This is a genomic window from Gemella haemolysans ATCC 10379 (genome assembly GCF_000173915.1).
In the GTDB taxonomy this organism is placed as follows: Bacteria; Bacillota; Bacilli; order Staphylococcales; family Gemellaceae; genus Gemella; species Gemella haemolysans.
In genome coordinates this window covers 413,520-434,840 of the sequence record NZ_ACDZ02000014.1, presented here as the reverse complement: position 1 = coordinate 434,840, position 21,321 = coordinate 413,520, and the positions used below count along the sequence as shown (strand labels likewise).

Sequence of the window (21,321 nt, the reverse complement as noted above, 5' to 3'; positions counted from 1 at the left end):
TACTACCTCCTATTAATCGTTTCTATCACTATTGAATTGTTTTAAGAATCTTACATCATTTGTGTAGAAACTTCTAATATCGCTAATTCCATATTTTAACATCGCAACACGTTCTGGCCCCATACCAAAAGCGAATCCAGAGTATACTTCTGGATCAAAACCAGCCATTTTAAGAACGTTAGGGTGAACCATACCAGCTCCTAAAATTTCAAGCCATTTAATGTTTTCTTCATCATCTTCATTACCCCAAGATACATCAACCTCTACTGAAGGCTCAGTGAACGGGAAGAAGCTTGGACGTAGACGGATTTTTTTATTTTCTCCGAATACAGCTTTAATAAAGTGCTCTAAAGTACCTTTTAAATCACTAAATGTGATGTTTTTATCTACTACTAATCCTTCAATTTGAGTAAATTGGTGAGAGTGAGTAGCATCGTCATTATCACGACGGAATACTTTACCAGGACAAATAATCTTGATAGGTCCTTCTCCATTAGCTTTTAACATTTCACGTGCTTGAACAGGTGATGTTTGTGTTCTCATTAATAATTCATTTGTAATATAAAATGAATCTTGCATATCACGAGCTGGGTGATCTTTAGGTAAGTTTAACATCTCAAAGTTAAACTTGTCAGTTTCTACTTCAGGTCCTTCAGCAACTGAATATCCCATAGAAATAAAAATTTCTTCAATCTCTTCAATAATTTTATTTAATGGGTTAATTCCACCTAATTCAACTTTTTTACTAGGTAGAGTAACATCAATGTCCTCACTAGCTAATTTCAACTCTAATGCAGCCTTAGCTAATTCAGCTTTTCTCTCTTCTAAACTATCATTAATAAAAGTTTTAACCTCGTTAACAAGTTTCCCAAAAGTTGGTCTTTCTTCTGGCGATAAATCACGTGCACCTTTCATAACTTCCGTTAGTGCACCTTTTTTCCCTAAAAATTTAACTCTTAGGTCATAAAGTTCTTTTTCATCTTTAATTGTTTTAACTAATTCTAAATATTCTTTTCTTATATTCTCTAAAGTCATAAGTTCCTCCTTAAAAATTTAATATAAAGACATTACTATAAGTTCTATTATTTATCCAAAATAAAAAGCCCCTCAAGACTTAGTCTCAAGGGACGAATATATCGTGGTACCACCCGTATTTTAAAGCATAATCGCTTCCTTAATATAGTTGATAACGGGTACCACCCGATTGTACTCATAGTCTACTTATACAATTACTCATAAGCTGAAAATATATTCTCAGTTCATACAACTCTCTCAGTCACGGAGTTGCTCCCTGTTAAAAACATTCAATATACCGTCTTAATCATCGTTTTTTGAAAAATTCATACTTAAAATGATAATACAAATGTTCCCGAATGTCAACAGATATGGCTATTTGAATAATAAATTTCTTCCTGTTTTTGTATTTTTCACTATACAAAATTATAATTATATTATTTGGAAAACTTTACTTAGTATAAAAAAGACTTCCGATTTTCATCGAAAGTCTTATAATAATTATTTAGTATATTCTGCAACTAATGCTAATACTTCTTCAGTTGTTGAACACATAATAGCTTTATCAACTAATTCTTTCATCTTATCTAATGATAAGTTTTTGATTTGGCTACGTGCTTGAAGAATTGAAGTAGCCGACATAGAGAACTCATCTAATCCCATACCTAATAGTAATGGAATAGCTAAGCTGTCTCCAGCCATTTCTCCACACATTCCAGTCCATTTACCTTCTTTGTGAGATGCTTCAATAACATTTTTCACAAGACGTAAGATTGCTGGGTTATATGGTTGGTATAAGTATGATACTTTTTCACTCATACGGTCTGCTGCCATAGTGTATTGAACTAAGTCGTTAGTACCGATTGAGAAGAAGTCCACTTCTTTAGCAAAGATATCAGCGATAACAGCAGTTGATGGAATCTCAACCATGATACCTAATTCGATATCGTTACTTACTGAAACACCTTCCGCTACTAATTTTTCTTTTTCTTCTAAGAATAGTGCTTTAGCAGCTCTAAATTCTTGAACTGTAGCGATCATTGGGAACATTACACATAGTTTACCATAAACTGATGCACGTAATAATGCTCTAAGTTGAGTTCTGAATAAGTCTTTTTCTTCTAGGCAAAGACGAATTGCTCTAAATCCTAAGAATGGATTCATTTCTTTTGGTAAATCTAAGTATGGTAATTCTTTATCTCCACCGATGTCTAAAGTACGAACTACAACAGGTTTGTCACCCATTCCTTCTAATACAGCTTTGTAAGCTTCGAATTGTTCTTCTTCAGTTGGTAGTTGATCACGTCCCATGTACAAGAATTCTGTACGGTATAAACCTACAGCTTCTCCACCGTTGTTATTAACACCTTCTAAGTCAGCTGGTGTACCGATGTTAGCAGCTAAAATTACTTCATGACCATCTTTAGTAACAGATTTTTCTGAAACTAATTTAGCCCATTCAGCTTTTTGCTCTTCGAATTTAACGTGTTTTTCTTTTAATTCAGCTGTAGTAGCTTCATCTGGATTTACATATACAACACCATCTAATCCATCAAGAATAAGAATATCTCCATTCTTAACTTCTTCAGTAATTGTACTAGTTCCTACTACTGCAGGAATTTCTAATGATCTAGCCATGATAGCTGAGTGAGAAGTACGTCCCCCAATATTTGTAGCAAAACCTTTAACATATTGTTTGTTAAGTTGTGCAGTATCAGATGGAGTTAAGTCTTCTGCAATAACGATAACTTCTTCATCGATTAAGCTTGGGTTTGGTAAGTCTACACCTAGTAAGTGAGCTAAAATACGTTTAGAAACGTCACGAATATCAGCAGCACGTTCTTTCATGTAGTCATTATCCATTGATTCAAACATTGAAACAAACATATCTGAAGTTTCTTTTAATGCATATTCAGCGTTAATTTCTTTTGATTGAATGTCAGTTTTAACAGTTCCCATAAATTCTGGGTCTTCTAAAATTAATAAGTGAGCTTCGAAAATAGCTGCTTTATCAGCACCTAAATTTTCATGAGCTTTATCTTTAATAATTGTTAATTCTTTTTTAGAAATTTCAATCGCATCTTCAAAACGTTTAACCTCAGCAACAACATCTTGAACTTTAACTTCTTTAACTGTTAAGTTTGGTTCAACAAAAATGTATGCTTTAGCAAAAGATATCCCTTGAGAGGCTGCAATACCTTTTAGTTGTAACATTTTATGCTAATCCTTCTTTCTTCATTGTTTCTTCTAATGCTGCTAATGCTTCTGCTTCGTCAGCTCCATCAGCGTAAATTACGATATCAGCGTCTTTTCCAACTCCAAGACTCATAACACCCATAATTGATTTTAAGTTAACTTTACGTCCGTTGAATTCTAATTCAATGTTTGATTGGAATTTTGATGCAGCTTGTACTAATAAAGTAGCTGGTCTAGCGTGGATTCCTGTTTCATCGATAACTTTAAATTCTTTTTGTAACATAGTCATGTCTCCTTTTATTTAAAAAAATATTTACATTCAAATAATAACACATGAAAGCAATATTTACAAGTATTTTATACTTATTCCATAATAAGAATAGTGCTTATTCTACAACAAAGAAAACCGTTTCTTATCTATACAGTAAGCATTTACTACTCAAATTCTGAAAAAATCATGAAAACATTTTTTTCAGTAATAATTAACTTCAAAACATAAAAATAAAAAAAGTATCGATCACAAGGAAAAATAACGATACTTTTTTATATTATTTACATTAATTAATTTTAAAATTATTATGTTTTAATTTCTATATTGTAAACCTATTTATGAAAATTAAATCAATTCTCCACCAAGTTTAATTAATGATTTAAATTTCTCATAATCCTCATGATTTCTATTGAAGTCTCGAGCTTTTTTATTTACTTCTTTAAAATCAATACCTTGATCTTTAGCTGCAAATACACATCCACAGTAACATTGTCTATATATATTATAGTCATTACACATTTCTACAGATCTTTTATAACCATTATTCTTTTTAAAATCAGATGGTAGATAATATATTGAAACTTGTTCCTGAAGAACATATCCAGCTTCATTTATTACAGTAGCATTTTTTTTAGGACTAAGTGTCAAAGCAGAGGCAAAATAGTCATAACCTAGTTCCTCAGCCTTTTGGGCAGAAGAGTCTAAACGCATTTCATAACAAATATGACATCTATCTCCTCCTTCTCTATCCTCTTCATGTCCTTTTACAGCACTGATAAATTTGCTTGGTGCGTACTCATCAGCTAAGAATTTAATCTTTTTATCATTTCTTTTATTAAACTCTTCTACAAAATCTTTTTGCACTAACATACGTTTAATATATTCTTCTTTCGGATGTATGTTAGAATTTGAGAAAAATATTGTAATATCACTAATCTCAGATAAATATTCTAATACATATGTACTACAAGGAGCACAACAAGAGTGAATAAGAATTTTTGGACGAAAATTAGTCTTCTCCCATTCTTTTATAAGTTCTTTTAGTACGTTATCATAATTAATTTTTTGATTTTTGTGTCTTGTATTTATAAATTGTTTACTATCAATCATACAAATTTAATCCTTCTAATATTTCTAATATTTACTACACAAGTTTAATATACTTTAATTTATTTTACAATTAATATCATTTCTAATTAAAAGACATTATCAATAACTACTAAAAATAGGTTCCGAAATATGAAATTTTGACATTTCAAACTTAACGAAACCCATTATTTATTAATTATTCAACTTTATACGCTATTCCTAAATGCTGATATGCTTTAGATGTAGCACGACGTCCTCTAGGCGTACGTTCTATAAATCCTTCTTTTACAAGATATGGCTCATATACATCTTCTATAGTGATACTTTCTTCACCTATAGTCACAGCAATTGTTTCAAGACCTACAGCACGACCTTCATAACGCTTAATCAAACATTCAAGTATTTTATAGTCGATATTATCAAGACCTTTCGCATCTACTTGTAGTAGATCCAACGATTCAACAGCTAATTCCTTAGCTATAACACCATCATTTTTTACTTGAGCGAAGTCTCTTACACGTTTAAGAAGCCTATTCGCTATTCGAGGTGTTCCACGAGATCTCATCGCAATTTCATACGAACTCTGTTCATCAATATCACATTCAAAAATATCAGATGTTCTTTCTATAATGTTTTGCAATTCAGAAATAGTATAAAATTCCAGACGACAATGTACACCAAACCTATCTCGAAGTGGTGCAGTTAAAGCTCCAGCTCTCGTAGTTGCACCAACCAATGTGAATGGTGGTAGTTCAATCCTAATACTACGCGATTCTTCACCTTTACCAATTACAATATCAAGATAAAAATCTTCCATCGCAGAATATAGTATCTCTTCAATAGATCTACTTATTCTGTGAATTTCATCGATAAAAAGAACATCACCTGGTTCAAGACTAGTTAATATAGCAGCTAAATCTCCAGATTTTTCTATCGCAGGCCCCGAAGTATATTTTATTCCCACTTCCATCTCATTGGCAATAATTGTCGCGAGTGTTGTCTTACCTAATCCAGGAGGACCATATAGTAAGCAATGATCTAGAACCTCGCCACGAAGTTTTGCAGCCTCTATAAATATTTTCAAATTACTTTTTATCTGTTCTTGTCCTATATATTGACTAAGAAACTTCGGTCTTAAAGACTGTTCTTCTCGCTCTTCACCAAAATTTTGACTTGCAGATACCATTCTATCTTCCATAATTTCTTCCTTTCATCAATTATGCACTCATTAATAATTTTAATCCTTGTTTTACATATTCATCAACACCAGAGAAGTCGAATGCTGATAATTTTTTCTCGATTTTTGCAAGTTCTTTTTTGCTATATCCTAGAGCTTCCAATGCTAATATTGCATCACTTAGATAATTATTTACAGCAGTTGGAGCACTACTAATATTAGTCATACTAAAATCAACTTTACCTTGTAAATCAAGGATAATCTGTTGAGCAGATTTTTTCCCAATTCCCGGAAACTTCGTTAAATATGTCACATCTTGATTCTCGATAGCTCCAATAATTTCTTCACTAGTACCTCCAGCTAGTATAGCTAAAGCACTCTTAGGTCCTACACCTTTTACTTTTAATAATAGTAAAAATACTTTTTTCTGATCTTTATTAGAAAATCCATAAAGTATATTAGAATCTTCCCTTACTTGTTGGCTAATAAAAACAGTTTTTTCTTCATTCAATTGATATTCGTACGGATTAGCAACAACTATTTCATAGCCTATTCCATTGTTATCAACAACGATATTTGTCGGATTAATTTCCGAAATTTTTCCTTTAATATATGCGTACATTACATTCACACTCCTGATTGATTATTTAATTATAAAATTAATCGTAAAAAATCTCAAGTGTTTTATTTAATCAAAATATTTACTTGCTTCATAGATAAAAAAACTTGGTACATTATGTACCAAGTTCATATTTCTATTTTACTTTATCTAAATCAACATTCATAACTTTTGCAGTTGCTTCTACTTTTTTATAAGCATCTTGATCCACATCAGTAAATCCAGTGATACTAAACATCTTTGTGAATAATTCTTTCATTTTTGGATCATTTTCAACATCACGAAGAGCTTTTTCTAATTTATCCTGTAACTCTTTATCCATTTTGCTAGAAGTTGTAACCATAATACCAGGAATCATATCACTAGTTGCTAATTTTTGAATATCAGTTTTTGCCTGTGGGAAGTCTTTAGCATATCTATCTTCTACTCCATCGAATGTCGCAATTACATCAACATCTTTGTTAAGAAGTAATTGTAAACTCTTATCATGTCCACCACTAAATTGATAACTGATATCTTTATCTAAATTAAGACCAGCTTCAACTAACATAGCACCTGGATAAATATACCCTGATGAAGATGATGGATCTACAAATGCTACTTTTTTACCTTTAACATCTTGAAGTGATTTAATACCTGAATCTTTTCTTACATATAATTCAGCAGTGTATCCAGGTTTACCTGTTTTACCTTTAGAAGTTAGTATAGGTTTTGCACTACTTTGTTTTTGAGCAAGTAAAGATGAAAATGGTGGAATGATACCAAAATCAACACTTCCACTACCTAATCCCTCAACTACACCAATATAGTTACTAGCTGTAAAAGCTTCTACTTTTACCCCTAATCTTTCAGAAAGATAATCAGAGATTGGTTTAAGATCTTCAACAAGTTTTTCACTATTTTTCAGAGGAACAAATCCCATTTTAATAACTTTTTCTTCTTTTTTCGTTTCAGTCTTTGTAGTACATCCTACGATAGAGAAGACAAAAATAAAACTAAATAACGCCAATAATATTTTCTTCATATTATTTCCTCCTCGATTTTTTTTAAATAAATTTTATATAATTTTAACACAAAAAAAAAATATATCTAGCTTTTAAAAAGAAATAATAACAATTTTTAACGAGAAATTTTCACATTACTAAAATAATGTTCGGTTATTACTAATAAATGTTTGAACATTTTCATAATAATGGAAGAATAACAAAATATAAACCGTAACTTAGGTATAAAAAAAACACCTTATAAAAAGATGAGTAAAATTTGGAGGCGGCTACCGGATTTGAACCGGTGATCAAGGTTTTGCAGACCCGTGCCTTACCACTTGGCTAAGCCGCCTAAAGATATTAAATTTTTAATGGGGCGGCTGAGGGGAATCGAACCCCCGAATGTCGGAACCACAATCCGATGCGTTAACCACTTCGCCACAGCCGCCATATCAAGAACAATATTTATTATACATTTTTCATCAAATTATGTCAAGAACTTTTTTAATAATTTTCAAACAAAGAAATAATTCCCTTTAACACAATTGTTAAAGAGAATTATTTTGTAATATATTATTTAGTATTTTTTCTTTTTCTTAGTACGTATACTAAACAAATTAATGCAAGTCCTACAAAAGTTGTAGGTAAAGCTAATGTTCCTGTCTTAGCTAATAGAGAATTTGATTTTCCTACAGTTCCAAGATTTACTTGAGAATTGTTTGCTACCATTCCTTGATCTTTGGCTACATCTGCTAATCCAACACTTGCTTTATCTTTATCCTTATCTTTTTTAAATACATCGCCAAGTAATGTTGATAATTTAGATTTTCCTTTACTTACTTTTTCTGATGCTTTTTTAAGATTTTCTAATGCATTGTTTACTTCATCTTGTTTTGCATTTGCATTAGATAGTACTAAATTAGCCACTTTAAGAGCTTCTTTATATTCTTTCTTAACTACTTCATCTGCATCTTTAAAGCTATCTTGTGATGTTAGGTCTCCATTTTTCTCAACCTCAGACGCAAGTTCTTTTTTATCTACACTTGATGCTTCTGCTTTTGGTTGCTCAACTTTACCAGTATATTTTTTTGGAGCTTCTACTTTCTCTGGCCCTACCACTGCTCCAGCTTGTACTCCTGTATACTCTTTAGGACCTTCCGCTTTCTCTGGCTCTACCACTGTTCCAGCTTGCACTCCTGTGTATTCTTTAGGACCTTCCGCTTTTTCTGGTTCTACCACTGCTCCAGCTTGTACTCCTGTGTATTCTTTAGGTGCTTCTGCCTTCTCTGGTTCTACTACTGCACCAGCTTGCACTCCTGTGTATTCTTTAGGTGCATCAGCTTGCTCAGGTTCACCTTTTGCATCTTTTGGTTTAACACCAGTAAGTTTAGATATAGCTACATTTAACTCCTCAACAGCTTTATTTACTTCTTCTTGTGTTACGTGTTCATCTTCTAACAGTTGTTTAGCTTTATTAATTGCTTTGTTGTATGCCTCTTTAGCATCTAATGACGCATATTCATACTTATCACTATCAGTTGTAACTTTGAAATTATCAGAAGCTAATTTTAATTGACTCTTATCTACCTTAACCTCTTCTTTAGGTGCATTTTTCTCTATAAGAGCCACAAAATTACTAAATCCATCTACTGTGAAGACAAATTTACCGTCAACTACTGCACCGTTTACTGGCTCAATTGTTCCATCTTTTTTCTCATGACCAAATTTCGCTGGCATTTTATCTAATGATAGAGTAACTTTTCTAGTTCCATCAACTTCTACTGTTTTATTATTTCTATCTTCTAAATGGATATCATAAAATACAACATCATATTTAGTTAAATCAATCTTACTGTCAGTTAACTGTTTAATTATTTTTTCTTTACTAGTTTTTTCAACATCACTAACTACAAGTTTATAATCATTATAAAGTTTAGCTTCTCCAAACTCAACAGTTGCTGGAGTAGTTACACCTTCTGCAGTTGTAACGCTAGCTACTTTTTGAGCTACACTCAATTGTAGTTCTTTTATATTACGTCCGTTCCCTACTACAAGTTCAAAGTTATTTTCAGAAGATCTATATCCTTCAGGTAATACTACTTCAACAATATATTTACCATTGTTTAAGCGTTTTTGGAATTCTTTTTCACTATATAAACTTCTTGATAATTCTGTTTTTTCACCTTGTTCATTTGTAACAAATACTTTTGCTCCAGCAGGTATAACTTTATCAAATTTAATTATTGTCGTGTTTCTCTTTTGCTCTTCAAATGTAAATTCTACTGTTTTAGTTGAATCATCTTTAGTAATCTCAAAAGCTACTTCTTTAGGACTAGTTAATTTAAGAGCTTCATCAGTAAGAACTACTTGTACAGTATATTTACCATATGGTAGAGCTGTTAGGTTCTTCCCATTCTTCGTGAAGTCTTCTCCAACTAACTCACCTTTTTCATTTTTTATAGCATATCTTACGTTAGTAGAATAATCTCCTGTTCCATCTTTAGCTGTAGTCTTAACCTCTACAGTACCTTTTTCAGTATTTTGAACTTTTGAAATTCCAACACTATCTTTATTTCCTGCAAAGTCACCTACTTCATAAGTAAATTTATCAAGAGATACTTTTTCTGGAAGAGTAAATGTACCATCTATATTTGGTTCAACAACAACTTCATTTTCTACTGTTTTTCCATCTTTACCTTTTTTAGTGACTTTATAACTTAATTTCTTATAAAGTACTCCACTTCCGTTTTCTTTAACTGCATACGGTTTAAATGTTCTAGTTTTTTCGTCATAAACTCCGCCTGTACCAACAATTTGCGGTGCAACTCTATCAAGTGTAATGTTAAATGCTGTTTCTTGCATCTTCGCACCTGTTGCTACAGGGCTATAACTAACTACATATTGATATTCACCATCTGGCAATGGATTTCCATTTTTATCTTGTCCCTTCCAGTTTGTTTCAGTAACTAACACGGCTTTTTTATTAGTAGACTTGTTATGGAAGAAGTTCTTTTTACCAGAAACATTACCATTTTCATATAATGGATTTTTACGTTCAACATCGTCTTTGGCATAAACTGATAATTTAAGATTCTCATAGTTTCTTAAGAATGTTGCTTTAAATCCAACCTCATCATGTTGTCTATCACCATTTGGAGAAAATGCCAATTTACCAAAATAATTAGACTTAGTCTTAGGATCATTGTACTCTCCTAAAACTTTAATGTTCTTTTCTTCACCATTTACATCAACAGTAACTAATGAAGTAAAGTTATTTTTATCATCGCGCTCTGTTGTATTAGGTTTATAGTAATAGAATGGTTTTTCATTTCCTTTAAATTCATATATTGGTTTTTCAACTACTGGAAGATTTTGGAACTCACCTTTAAAACCAACGTATGGAATTCCAGCAACTGCTGTATTCGTATCTTTAGGATCAAAGAATCTTACAAATCCTTCAAGATAATAACCATTTGGCATTTGTCCTTCTAATTCATTTCTAAATTGTGTAGCATCAACAGTAATCGTAACAGATTTTTCACCTTTAGCAGGAACTACTACAGTCTCTCCTCCATTACTTTCTGATAATTGTCTTGGTTTTAGTGTTATTTGTCCATTTTCTACACCATCAGTATTTAAATAAGACTTGTAAACAAGTTCTTTAGGTTGATCTGATAAGTTATGTAATACTACATTAAACTTAAATGTATCTTGGACATTACCTAAAGAGATACTTCCATAATCATTGTCACCAGTCACATATAAATCACCAAATGCCGCTTTAGAGACATCAATAACTCCAGCTCCTTGTTGTCTAGGTGACGTAAATGCTTTTGTTTCATTATTATAGTTTGGAACCGCAGTACTCATTAATAGATGTTTTATTAATTTCTGTAATTCTTCACCTTGAAGGTCAGGATACCTTTCCTGGAATACTTGTTTCATTAATGATACAGCTCCTGCTACGTGTGGTGAAGCCATACTTGTACCACTATCTAATCCATACGTTCCATTATTGAATGATGAATAAACATCACCACCTGGTGCTGTAACATCAGGCTTGAATAGTCCGTCTCCAGTTACTCCCCAACTCGTAAAATCAGCAAGTTGATTTGCTTGTGGGTGAGGTCTCTTACTGAAATGTCCAGTAAATTTTAATTTATAATAATCTGGATAAGTTGCTAATAAATTACCGAATTTATATCCAACGAACACTACAGGAAAATCACTGTCATAATTATTTAATGCAACATTAAGTAACTCTTCTCCACCTTCTTTTGTATTATATAAAACAGCACCAGCAGCTCCTGCTTTTTTAGCAGCTGCTACTTTATCCGCGAAAGTATTTCCACCTCCACGCATCATTACTGCAATTTTACCTTTTACATCTTGGTTTTTAAAATCATTTTCTAAACCATAGCCAGCATTAAAGTATGAGTACTCAGTTTTCGGATTAAATCTTTTAGCAAATGGTCTGATTGTAGCTTCACCATTATCCCATTCTTCATTTCCTTCTAATCCAACAACAGTCATTACTTCAGTATTCATGACACTATTGTTTATAGCCGCTACAGCTATTGAATCAGGAGTTACAGATGGTGTTCCGATTAATCCGTAGTCTGGATTAGATGCATTTGGTTTACTTTGACCATTTCCAAATACATTGTCATTACCTGCTGCGACTACAACATTGACCCCAGCCTTTTTAGCAAGCGCAATCGCATCGATAGTACCTTGACCAACTTCTGTTACTGCACCTGCAGTAGCACCTAAACTCATATTAATAGAATCAGCCCCTAATTTAACAGCATCTTCTATAGCTTTAACATATAAAAATGTACTAGTTTTCGCTCCACCTTGTTTATCCGAGAAAACTCGCATAAAGATTAATTGTGATTCTGGAGCAACACCCGCAACATACTCATTATTCGGTGCTTTTTTCGTTGGATTACCAACTGAAGTTCCGACAACGTGCATACCGTGTGATTTATCTTTTTTCTCTTTTAAGTTATTATCCCAGTCGTAGTAGTTAAATGCATAAATCAGTTTATCACTATACCATTTTCCATAATCAATTCCAGCTTTTTCTCTTACAGATTCTAGTTCAGCTTTATTTTTATATTTAGCTTTACTAGCATCAGTTAGATGTAATATATCATGATTAGGATCTAAACCTGAATCAATAACTGCTACTACTCTTCCTTGTCCTTTATACCCTTTATCCCAAAGACCTTGAACACCAATAATTCTATTACTATCGATAACTGTATTTTTTAAAGCAGTATCATCTTCATCATTCTTTGTAGTAGTTTCAGGAACTTCATAATCAACACTCACTTCAACACTGTTTACAAAGTCCATCGCCTGAATTTTTTTAGCATCAGCATAAGAAGTTTCTAAAGAAAATCCATTTAAAAGTGTGTCATATTCAAATAATACTTTGTAATCAACACCTTTATCTTTAATTTCTTTTAGTGCTCTTTCACGTGGTTCTTTAGTACTTTTTTCACGTTCTTTTCTTCCTTCTTCAGTTTTCAATGAATTAGGATCTACTTTGTCCTCTTTTAAAGAAACAATAATTTTAACTTTATCCTCATCTTTAAAAGTATGTGCAGAAGTATTAGATACAGCATCAGCCTTTCCATTTTCTTCAGCATATACCCAATTCTTCTCTAAATTATTAAAATTCATTACATGTAGATTAGTTAGTAGTAATGTAGCTGTTACAAATGATACAGCGGCTTTTTTTCCAAATTGCATTATTTCTCTCCTTTTTTTAAGTATATTTTAATTATATTTCTCTATTTAAACATATATTATCTGTAAAATCAATAGATTTTTCTGTTTAATTATAAAAAAATAAAGAAGAAACTTAGTACCCTAAGTTTCTTCTTTATTTTTATTCATGTATTTCTAAAGGTAATCCATCTGGATCAAAGAAAAATGCCATTTTCCTATTATCGAAATCATCGTATCTTAATTCTCCATGAGGAATATCTAATTCATCAAATTTTTTCAGAACCGCTTCTACATCATCTACTTTAAAAGCTAAATGTCTTAATCCACTGTATTCTGGGCTTGGCATCTTAGGTCTCAATGGAGCATCTTTTTTAATAAAAATTTCTAATACTAGATTTCCTTGTTTTACATTTATAATAATATCATTCTTCTCTGGTCGATTATGTTCACTAATAATACTAAAACCCAACTTATCTACGTAAAACTCCTTTGTTTTAATATAATCTGTTCCTATAATCGCTATGTGATGTACATTTTTAAACATTTTAATACATTTCCTTATTTAATTTTTTTACTATGTTTATCGCCAAAGCTAACTCCTTAGGATTCACTTCTTCATAGTCTCCTTTGTCTGTATATCTATAAGTCACATCCACTCCAGTTGTCGTTGGATCAACTCCGTATTTTTTAAATGTTCCATGAACTTGAGTAACTCCGGTTTCTTTAATAATATATTCAATATTCTCTGTAGTTACACCCGCACCAGCAAGAATCTCAATTTTATCCCCAAACTTTTCTTGAAGCTGTTTCAAAAGTTCTACACCTTTATTAACATTTGCACCCAGTCCACTAGTTAATACTCTTGTACAACCTAATTCAATCAAGCGTTGAATATTATATTCTGGTTCATCTGAGCAATCAAACGCTCTATGAAAGACACTTTCCGCTTCAAAACTTTTACATAAGTTTATCATTTTCTCAGTATCTTCCCAGTTAATTCTTCTACTTTCATTCAAAAATCCAAATACTATTCCTTTTGCGCCGTGTTCTAGCAGTTCCCTAGCTTCTCTAAACATCTGTTCTTTTTCTAATTCCGAATAGCAAAAACCACCTCCCCTAGGTCTTACCATCGTCATTATAGGTATCTCGACTCCACTTTCAATTGCCATATCTAACACTGTCAATGTCGGTGTTAAACCACCTAGATAACTAGCACTAATTAATTCTATTCTATCTGCACCTTCATTTTGTGCTACTAAACAATCTTGTACACTATTAGCACATACTTCTATTTTAATCATCTCAAAATCTCCTTTAATATCTATAGCTTAATTATAACATAGTTCAGAATAACTCATATAACTTATACTCTAGTAAAAATTTATTTTCATCAATAATTTATAGTAAATAAGGATATGCGAACTATACTCACATATCCTTATTTATGTCTACATTGTAGATTATATTATTTTCCACCAAATATAGATGTTCTAAAATCTTTAGTTTGATCTAGATAAGCTTTAAATATTGCTTTTTTCAGTTTAAGAACTCTACTATTTGTATCAGGGTATACTTGTGCTGTGAAATCTTCAGCATCTTCTCTAACTGCTGTTTCAATCATTTTCTCAAGTACACTTATATTATTAACTGTTACATTTTTTTGTCGTCCCCATGGGCCATTAGGATCAAAGAAGCTAACTCTATTTAATTTACTGAATTGTTCTACTCTTTCTTTATACATATCCTTCTTGAATTCAACCCAAGAACCATATTTTTTATTAAATACTTTCTCAAGCACTAAGTCATCAGTAACTAAGCCTATTTCTTTACCATAAGATCTTATCTTACTTCCTCTATCTTTTGCTTCTTTTTCATATTGATTAGAAATGTAAGGTACCATACCTTCTTTATAACCTTTAGCTGCTAATAGTTCAAATGCCATACGGCGTCCCATTAAGTCACCCGGAGTTCCTATTTTACTACTTAAAGCAGAATAAATTGGTGAGAATAGATTAATTGTGTGGTATCCATTTCTTTCATACTCACCTTGGTCTATATATCCTCTTCTTGTAATAACATCATTTTCAATTAATTTATCGAATGAAGTTAAATTTTTAATTTCATCAGAAGTTAATCTACGAACAGCATTTGTTGCATAAACAGAATTACCATCTGGATCTTTCTTATATATATTCTCAATTTTTCTTAATAGATCATTTTTCTCATTATAATCTAATTTAGCTACAGCACGACCTTCTAATATTTCAAGCGTATATATTAAATCAAACATATTATGCATATAATTATGTAAGTCTTCTACATTAGTAAATCTTTGAGTTGGATCCGCTATTTGAAGTCTTGTTGAATTTTCTGAATCATCATATTTCAACACAGAGTTAATTGTTATTGTTGGATCATATGAATGGTCAGGAGCTTGTAGTAATCCTTTTGCATAAAACTCAGGCCCTAATCCGCTTCTTCTTCCATATCCTCCAAGATAGATTTCTCTATCAGAGTTATGTGTCATTTCATGAGTATATGTTACTGCACCAGATTTATCCAGCATACGATAAGCCATATAGTAGAATGCATCACCTGTTGCATATGCACCATGTTTATTATGAACAACATTATTTCCAGCAGGTCCAAAGAAGTTTTTTATAACCGGATTATTAGTTTCAAAATTCGCTTCTTGTGTCTCTTTATTTGTATCATTACCAAATCTGAATGCATCATAAACTAGGACACTTCTAAATAATTTTTCTTTATTTTCTTTATCTAGAATTTTATACCAATAATCATAATGATCTCTAAAGCGTTTAGCCGCTGCTTGTGCATTCTCTTCAACAAATCTATTTAATTTGTCTCCCTTAGGATATTCAGAACTTCTATATCTATCATAAGCACCAAATCCTATAGTTGAAATATTCGCAATCATAAATATCATTTTTTCTTCTGGTAAAGTTAATAACGGTAAGACCATACTTTGATATTTCCATGAAGGACTAGTTAATCTATCATAAACACCTATCGAATGTTCTGTTCCTTGTTTTGATTGTTTAGAACTAACTTCAGGAATTGTAGATTTTTCCTCAACAATATATGCTTTAGATTGTGTTTTAAACCAGTCGTTATTAGAAACATTTGGTAGGAATACTTTCCTATAACCTTCTAATGCTTTAAATAAACCTTCAGTTCCATAATTTTTAGATAATAATACATTATATGTAATTACATTATTTTTAGCTAATAAATTGTTAAATCCAGATTTACCTAGCTCAATAACATTATCTAATGCAGAGCTATTAGATTTACCAAAGAAATCTAAATGATATAATACTAAATCTTTTGCACTCGTATTATCATATTTAAAATTATACCAACGTTCTAGATATGTTAAACCTAGAAGTAGCGCTTCTTTATTATTCTTAATTTTTTCTATTACATAATTATCTATTATTGAATTACTATTTTCAGCTATTACCGCATCTGCCGATAGAAGTTTTGATAAACTATCTTCAATGTTTGCTTTTGTTTTCGTAAATTGTTCATCTAAATATAATTCTGTTAATTTTATATTACTAGAAATATCTAATACTTTTCTAACAGCATCTGAATCATATTGAACAGATTTCAAATCATTTAAAACAGCTTTTACAATATTATTATAACTATGTAATAATGTATTAGGTGTGTATATTAGTTTTGTATTAGCTATTTCATATTCTGCTACTTTAGAGAAATCTTGTAGATATTTTATATCTAATGTTTGAGAAGTATTATCTGAATAGTGAAGTAACAACTTATTAATGCTAGTTTTATTTTTATTAATATCAGAAATTACTTCTTTGTCTTTCATCGGAACTACAGACACAAGATCCTTAGTATATAAAGTATTATTAGCATCTACTAAATTACCATATTTAACAATTGTTTCTCTATTATAGAATGGTAACAATTTTTCAATATTTTTATATACTCTTAATCTAGAAACATCAGCATCTTTTAAGTTTTTATAATCTGTTTCATATCTAGAAGAGAAATTAAAGTCTTCTATCTTAGTATTTTTCTTAGGAACAAGTTCAATTTTCTTCTCAAGAACTATATTATTTTCTAATACCGTTCCTCTTTGTTCTTCTGAATCTTTACTAAGTACTTCGTCATCTACTTGAACTACTTTTACCACCTTATTATTTTTATTACTATAAGTGTTAGTTGCTTTTATACCATTAAAATCATAACCAGCAATAGCATTACCATTCGTTACATTAACATCACTTAAGACGTTTGTAAGGTTACCCGAGTTACTTACCTCTGAAGTTTCCCTATCCCAAAGATTACCTACAACTCCACCAACTTTACCAAAAGGCTTAACATTATTAAGATTTCCTTCAACATAACTATTTCTGATTGTTGCTTTTTTATCAACAACCCCTGCTACACCACCAACAACCTGATCTCCTGTATTAGCATTCGTAGCCATATCGATAGATGAAATTGATTTTTCTATTAAAGCACCAACACCTGAAAGTTTACCAACTAAACCACCTATTTGATAAGTAGCCGTTGTATCATAAGTATTAGTTATTCTTCCAGTAAAACTACTATTAGATATTGTAGAGTCAGTTACTTGTGAAATTAAACCACCTATGCTACGTTCACCAGCAATTACACCAGATGAATGAACATTAGCAATTGTAGTATCATTTTTCGCTTCTTTCGCAATTGTTGCAGCATCTTCTTTCGAAGAAACATTTGCTTCTTTTATTGAAAGATCTTGAATAGTAGCATGACTTAAAGCTTTAAACAATGGTTTTTTCAAGTTATATATAGCATAATACTTACCTTTGTTTTCACCTATTAATTTACCACTAAACTCTTTATTAATATAGCTTTCTTGACCATCTGAAAGTTCTACTTCACGAGCATCCATAGTCGCCCCTAAACGGAACGTACCATATGGATTAATATTCATAGCATCTACTAGATTTTTAAATGATGTATAAACTCCATTTTCACTATTTACTGTCTTAGGTAGGTAGTAAGTATAATTTTCTAAAGTAATATTGTTTTCATGTTGAATCAAATCATTAGCTTGTCCTACAATTTTGTATACATCTTGATTATCTTTTCTAGCACTCTCAATACTCTTAACTGGTAACATAACATCTTTAAAATTCTCCGATTTTACTTTCATAAAGTAAGCTTCTGGATTAGTTGGAACACTCGAAAGTGAAGATACATGTCGATACTTATTATTTTCTAAAGTATACAATTCTACATTAGAAATATTTCTAAGTTCTAGTTTTTTATCAACTTGCTTTTCTTCTTTAATATCGTCTTTTTTCTCATCTTTATGACGTTCTAAAGCATCATAGTTAGGTGTAATCTCTTTACCTTTTATAATACTTCTAATCCAATCTAATTGTGTTGGAGATAGTATTAATCCCCCTGATCGGTTCTCAGCTCCATTTTGGTGTAGTCCAATCACTTCTCCTTTAGAGTTAAAGATTCCTCCACCACTCATACCAGCTTTTCCACCTTGGTACTGAACACCATAAGTATTATTCGCGTATTTTTGTTCTATTTCAACAGTTGTATCTTTTAAGTGCGCATACTCTCCTCTAGGATAACCATAAACATTTAACTTATCATTAACATTTACTTTCGAGTAATTTTCTACTAAGTTCGCATGTTGTCTTCTTGTAGATTGAGGTAAGGTAATAACAGCCAAATCATAGATAAATCCTTTTGGATAGTCTTTTTTATTATAAAAGTGAATATCCTCTGAAGTAAATGAACCTTTTTGTCCATCAGGTGTTTGCCATTCATATGTATTTTTAGACTTATCTCCTATAAATTCACCCGTACTGTTGTCTGCAGAATTATTAATGAAATTGTGCGCTACTGTCAACAATACATTAGGCGCTATAAATGTAGCTGAACCCGTTCCAGACAATACTTGATTACCTTTAACAAAATTCATTCTAAGTAGGGCACTGGCATTTTTTGGAACATTATTTATTTCTGCTGTATTGTTATTTTCTACAGTAGGTTTTGGATTTTCTGTTTTCAGTGGCTCAATTTTTCCAGTATACTCCTTCGGTGCTTCTACTTTTTCTGGTTCTACTATCGCTCCGGCTTGCACTCCTGTGTACTCCTTAGGCGGTTCTACTTTTTCTGGTTCTACTATTGCACCGGCTTGTACTCCAGTATATTCCTTAGGTGCTTCTACCTTCTCTGGCTCGACTAGTGCCCCTGCTTGTATTCCTGTGTATTCCTTAGTTGTTTCTACCTTCTCTGGTTCCACTATCGCTCCAGATTGTTCTCCTGTGTACTCTTTTGGTGACTCGATTTTTTCCGGTTCGACAATCGCTCCAGCCTGTACTCCTCTGTATTCCTTCGGTACTTCTGCTTTTGCTGGTTCTACTACTGCACCAGCTTGCACTCCTGTGTACTCTTTTGGTGACTCGATTTTTTCCGGTTCGACAATCGCTCCTGCCTGTACTCCTCTGTATTCCTTCGGTGCTTCTGCTTTTGCTGGTTCTACTACTGCACCAGCTTGCACTCCTGTGTACTCCTTCGGTGCTTCTATCTTTTCTGGTTTTACCAACGCTCCAGAAGTAACTCCACCATATTGAGGCTCCACTTTTTCTGGTTCTACTATTGCCCCAGCCTGTACTCCTGTGTACTCCTTCGGTACTTCTGCTTTTGCTGGTTCTACTATCGTACCAGCTTGCACTCCTGTGTATTCCTTCGATACTTCTGCTTTTGCTGGTTCTACTATCGCCCCAGCTTGTACTCCTGTGTACTCCTTCGGTGTTTCTACTTTTGCTGGTTCTACTATCGCTCCGGCTTGTACTCCTGTGTACTCCTTCGGTACTTCTGCTTTTACTGGTTCTACTATCGCTCCGGCTTGTACTCCTGTATACTCTGGTTTAACTTCTACTGCAGGTTTTACAAGTTTTTGACCCTTAGTAATAACATTACTTACAGCTTTTTTTGTTCCTTTTTCAATTATTTCTGAAACAGGTTCCTCTGTTTTTGTAGAAATTAACTCTCTAGAAACTTCTTTCCCCTCTACGGTAAACATCCTTATAACTTCAGTTTTCTTACCTTCTTTTCCTTGTTGTTTAATTCTTGTTGTTCCTTCAGGCAACTGATCGTTACTTTCTATAATCTGATTATATTTTAATGGTGTTTCTATGATTTTATCTGAGTATAGTAATTCAGGTTTAGTAAGTTTTCCTGCTAACACCTCATCTTGTGGATTTACAGTATTCACACCCTGTACTTTTTTCTCATCTTTTTTATTAATATTTTCTATTACTTTCTTATCTTCTTTTTTATCTGAAATTTTTAGTGTTGTTTTATTTTCTTGTTTATTTTCTATTACATTTTCATCTGTATTTTCTTTTAATTCCGGTTGTTTTTTATTATGTTGTTGTGAAGTTATTTGTTCTTTAACTTCTTCATTTTCTTTTTTAGTTTCAGCTTCATTTTTAATAAATCCAACAAAACTATATCCAGGAATTGAAGAAATTTCTGGCAACTTATCTCCAACTTTTAAGTTATAATCCATATTGTAGACTGATAACTGTAAGTCCTCCATTGCTCTCGCAGGTAACTCTAGAGTAGTTGCACCTAGACTCGTTACTAAAAGGATTGATAGTATTTTACGTGATTTATTTTTACCTTTTGCTACAACGACTACTACTAGACCAAGCATACCGCCTAGAAGCATACTTCCTACTCCATAATTTAAACCGGTATTTGGTAATTTGTTTAGTTGTGTTGTTTTTGTCGGTTTGAATACTAAGTAATAAGTCTCTTCTTTGCTACTTACAACACTTGGTACTTCTTTTTTTATTAATTCCTTTTCTTTATCAGTAAGATTGTCTTCTCCTACATATTTATAGTGAACAATAGCATTATCTGCTGCCTTCACTACATAATCTTCAGGTTGAACAGTCGACACTAAGAAAAAAGATCCTATCGTCATCGAGCAAACTCCAACAGTCAATTTTCTTAACGAAAACTTATTATATTTTTCCTCTAAATATTTTCTCAACTTTATATCCTTCTTTCATATATGATACTAAGATTAATTTTATTTATAATTAATACATTAATTGTAAACTTTTTCTATACTAAATGCAAGAAAACAGATATAAGTTTTATACTTTGATTTATTAGTATTTATTTTTAATATAAAAAATTACACACAATG

At 31.9% G+C, this 21,321-nt stretch carries 11 protein-coding genes and 2 tRNA genes; all 13 read right to left on the bottom strand.

The genetic code is table 11. From position 1 onward, the window contains the following. Positions 1-12: 12 nt before the first annotated feature. The 13 genes from pheS to GEMHA0001_RS07555 all read right to left on the bottom strand — a co-directional run bounded on the left by pheS (position 13) and on the right by GEMHA0001_RS07555 (position 21,162). The gene (gene pheS, locus GEMHA0001_RS07615) at positions 13-1,035 is read right to left on the bottom strand and encodes a phenylalanine--tRNA ligase subunit alpha (RefSeq protein ID WP_003145108.1); all 1,023 of its coding nucleotides are present in this window, start codon (positions 1,033-1,035) and stop codon (positions 13-15) included. 480 nt (positions 1,036-1,515) lie between these two features. Beyond that, complete coding sequence (ptsP, locus tag GEMHA0001_RS07610; protein ID WP_003145081.1) at positions 1,516-3,228, bottom strand: phosphoenolpyruvate--protein phosphotransferase; 1,713 nt, start codon at positions 3,226-3,228, stop codon at positions 1,516-1,518. A gap of 1 nt (position 3,229) precedes the next feature. After that, positions 3,230-3,493: a phosphocarrier protein HPr gene (locus GEMHA0001_RS07605; RefSeq protein ID WP_003145399.1), complete on the bottom strand. Its 264-nt coding sequence runs from the start codon at positions 3,491-3,493 to the stop codon at positions 3,230-3,232. 333 nt (positions 3,494-3,826) lie between these two features. Further along, on the bottom strand, positions 3,827-4,591 hold the full coding sequence (locus tag GEMHA0001_RS07600) for an epoxyqueuosine reductase QueH (protein ID WP_003145678.1): 765 nt from the start codon (positions 4,589-4,591) through the stop codon (positions 3,827-3,829). 175 nt (positions 4,592-4,766) lie between these two features. Then, positions 4,767-5,768 (bottom strand): Holliday junction branch migration DNA helicase RuvB, encoded by a 1,002-nt coding sequence (gene ruvB, locus GEMHA0001_RS07595; protein WP_003145378.1) that lies wholly within the window; start codon positions 5,766-5,768, stop codon positions 4,767-4,769. A gap of 19 nt (positions 5,769-5,787) precedes the next feature. Then, positions 5,788-6,369 (bottom strand): Holliday junction branch migration protein RuvA, encoded by a 582-nt coding sequence (gene ruvA, locus GEMHA0001_RS07590; RefSeq protein ID WP_003145153.1) that lies wholly within the window; start codon positions 6,367-6,369, stop codon positions 5,788-5,790. A gap of 133 nt (positions 6,370-6,502) precedes the next feature. Next, positions 6,503-7,390, bottom strand: coding sequence for a phosphate/phosphite/phosphonate ABC transporter substrate-binding protein (locus GEMHA0001_RS07585; RefSeq protein WP_003144878.1), 888 nt, complete (start codon positions 7,388-7,390; stop codon positions 6,503-6,505). A gap of 240 nt (positions 7,391-7,630) precedes the next feature. Next, a tRNA-Cys gene (locus GEMHA0001_RS07580) sits at positions 7,631-7,704 on the bottom strand. A 20-nt stretch (positions 7,705-7,724) separates the two neighbouring features. After that, positions 7,725-7,800 (bottom strand) — tRNA-His (locus GEMHA0001_RS07575). Between the two features lie 125 nt (positions 7,801-7,925). Next, entirely contained in the window at positions 7,926-13,112 is a 5,187-nt protein-coding gene (locus GEMHA0001_RS07570) for a S8 family serine peptidase (RefSeq protein ID WP_003144908.1), read from the bottom strand. A gap of 139 nt (positions 13,113-13,251) precedes the next feature. Further along, complete coding sequence (gene gloA2 / locus GEMHA0001_RS07565) at positions 13,252-13,635, bottom strand: SMU1112c/YaeR family gloxylase I-like metalloprotein (RefSeq protein ID WP_003145263.1); 384 nt, start codon at positions 13,633-13,635, stop codon at positions 13,252-13,254. A 1-nt stretch (position 13,636) separates the two neighbouring features. Then, on the bottom strand, positions 13,637-14,392 hold the full coding sequence (locus GEMHA0001_RS07560; RefSeq protein WP_003145139.1) for a copper homeostasis protein CutC: 756 nt from the start codon (positions 14,390-14,392) through the stop codon (positions 13,637-13,639). Positions 14,393-14,556: 164 nt separating this feature from the next. Continuing rightward, entirely contained in the window at positions 14,557-21,162 is a 6,606-nt protein-coding gene (locus tag GEMHA0001_RS07555; RefSeq protein WP_040464465.1) for a ZmpA/ZmpB/ZmpC family metallo-endopeptidase, read from the bottom strand. Positions 21,163-21,321: the final 159 nt, after the last annotated feature.

What these genes read in the sequence shown, in the direction of transcription:
- pheS (WP_003145108.1), bottom strand. Translation starts at nt 1,035, where the DNA reads ATGACTTTAGAGAATATAAGAAAAGAATATTTAGAATTAGTTAAAACA.
- ptsP (WP_003145081.1), bottom strand. Translation starts at nt 3,228, where the DNA reads ATGTTACAACTAAAAGGTATTGCAGCCTCTCAAGGGATATCTTTTGCT.
- GEMHA0001_RS07605 (WP_003145399.1), bottom strand. Translation starts at nt 3,493, where the DNA reads ATGTTACAAAAAGAATTTAAAGTTATCGATGAAACAGGAATCCACGCT.
- GEMHA0001_RS07600 (WP_003145678.1), bottom strand. Translation starts at nt 4,591, where the DNA reads ATGATTGATAGTAAACAATTTATAAATACAAGACACAAAAATCAAAAA.
- ruvB (WP_003145378.1), bottom strand. Translation starts at nt 5,768, where the DNA reads ATGGAAGATAGAATGGTATCTGCAAGTCAAAATTTTGGTGAAGAGCGA.
- ruvA (WP_003145153.1), bottom strand. Translation starts at nt 6,369, where the DNA reads ATGTACGCATATATTAAAGGAAAAATTTCGGAAATTAATCCGACAAAT.
- GEMHA0001_RS07585 (WP_003144878.1), bottom strand. Translation starts at nt 7,390, where the DNA reads ATGAAGAAAATATTATTGGCGTTATTTAGTTTTATTTTTGTCTTCTCT.
- GEMHA0001_RS07570 (WP_003144908.1), bottom strand. Translation starts at nt 13,112, where the DNA reads ATGCAATTTGGAAAAAAAGCCGCTGTATCATTTGTAACAGCTACATTA.
- gloA2 (WP_003145263.1), bottom strand. Translation starts at nt 13,635, where the DNA reads ATGTTTAAAAATGTACATCACATAGCGATTATAGGAACAGATTATATT.
- GEMHA0001_RS07560 (WP_003145139.1), bottom strand. Translation starts at nt 14,392, where the DNA reads ATGATTAAAATAGAAGTATGTGCTAATAGTGTACAAGATTGTTTAGTA.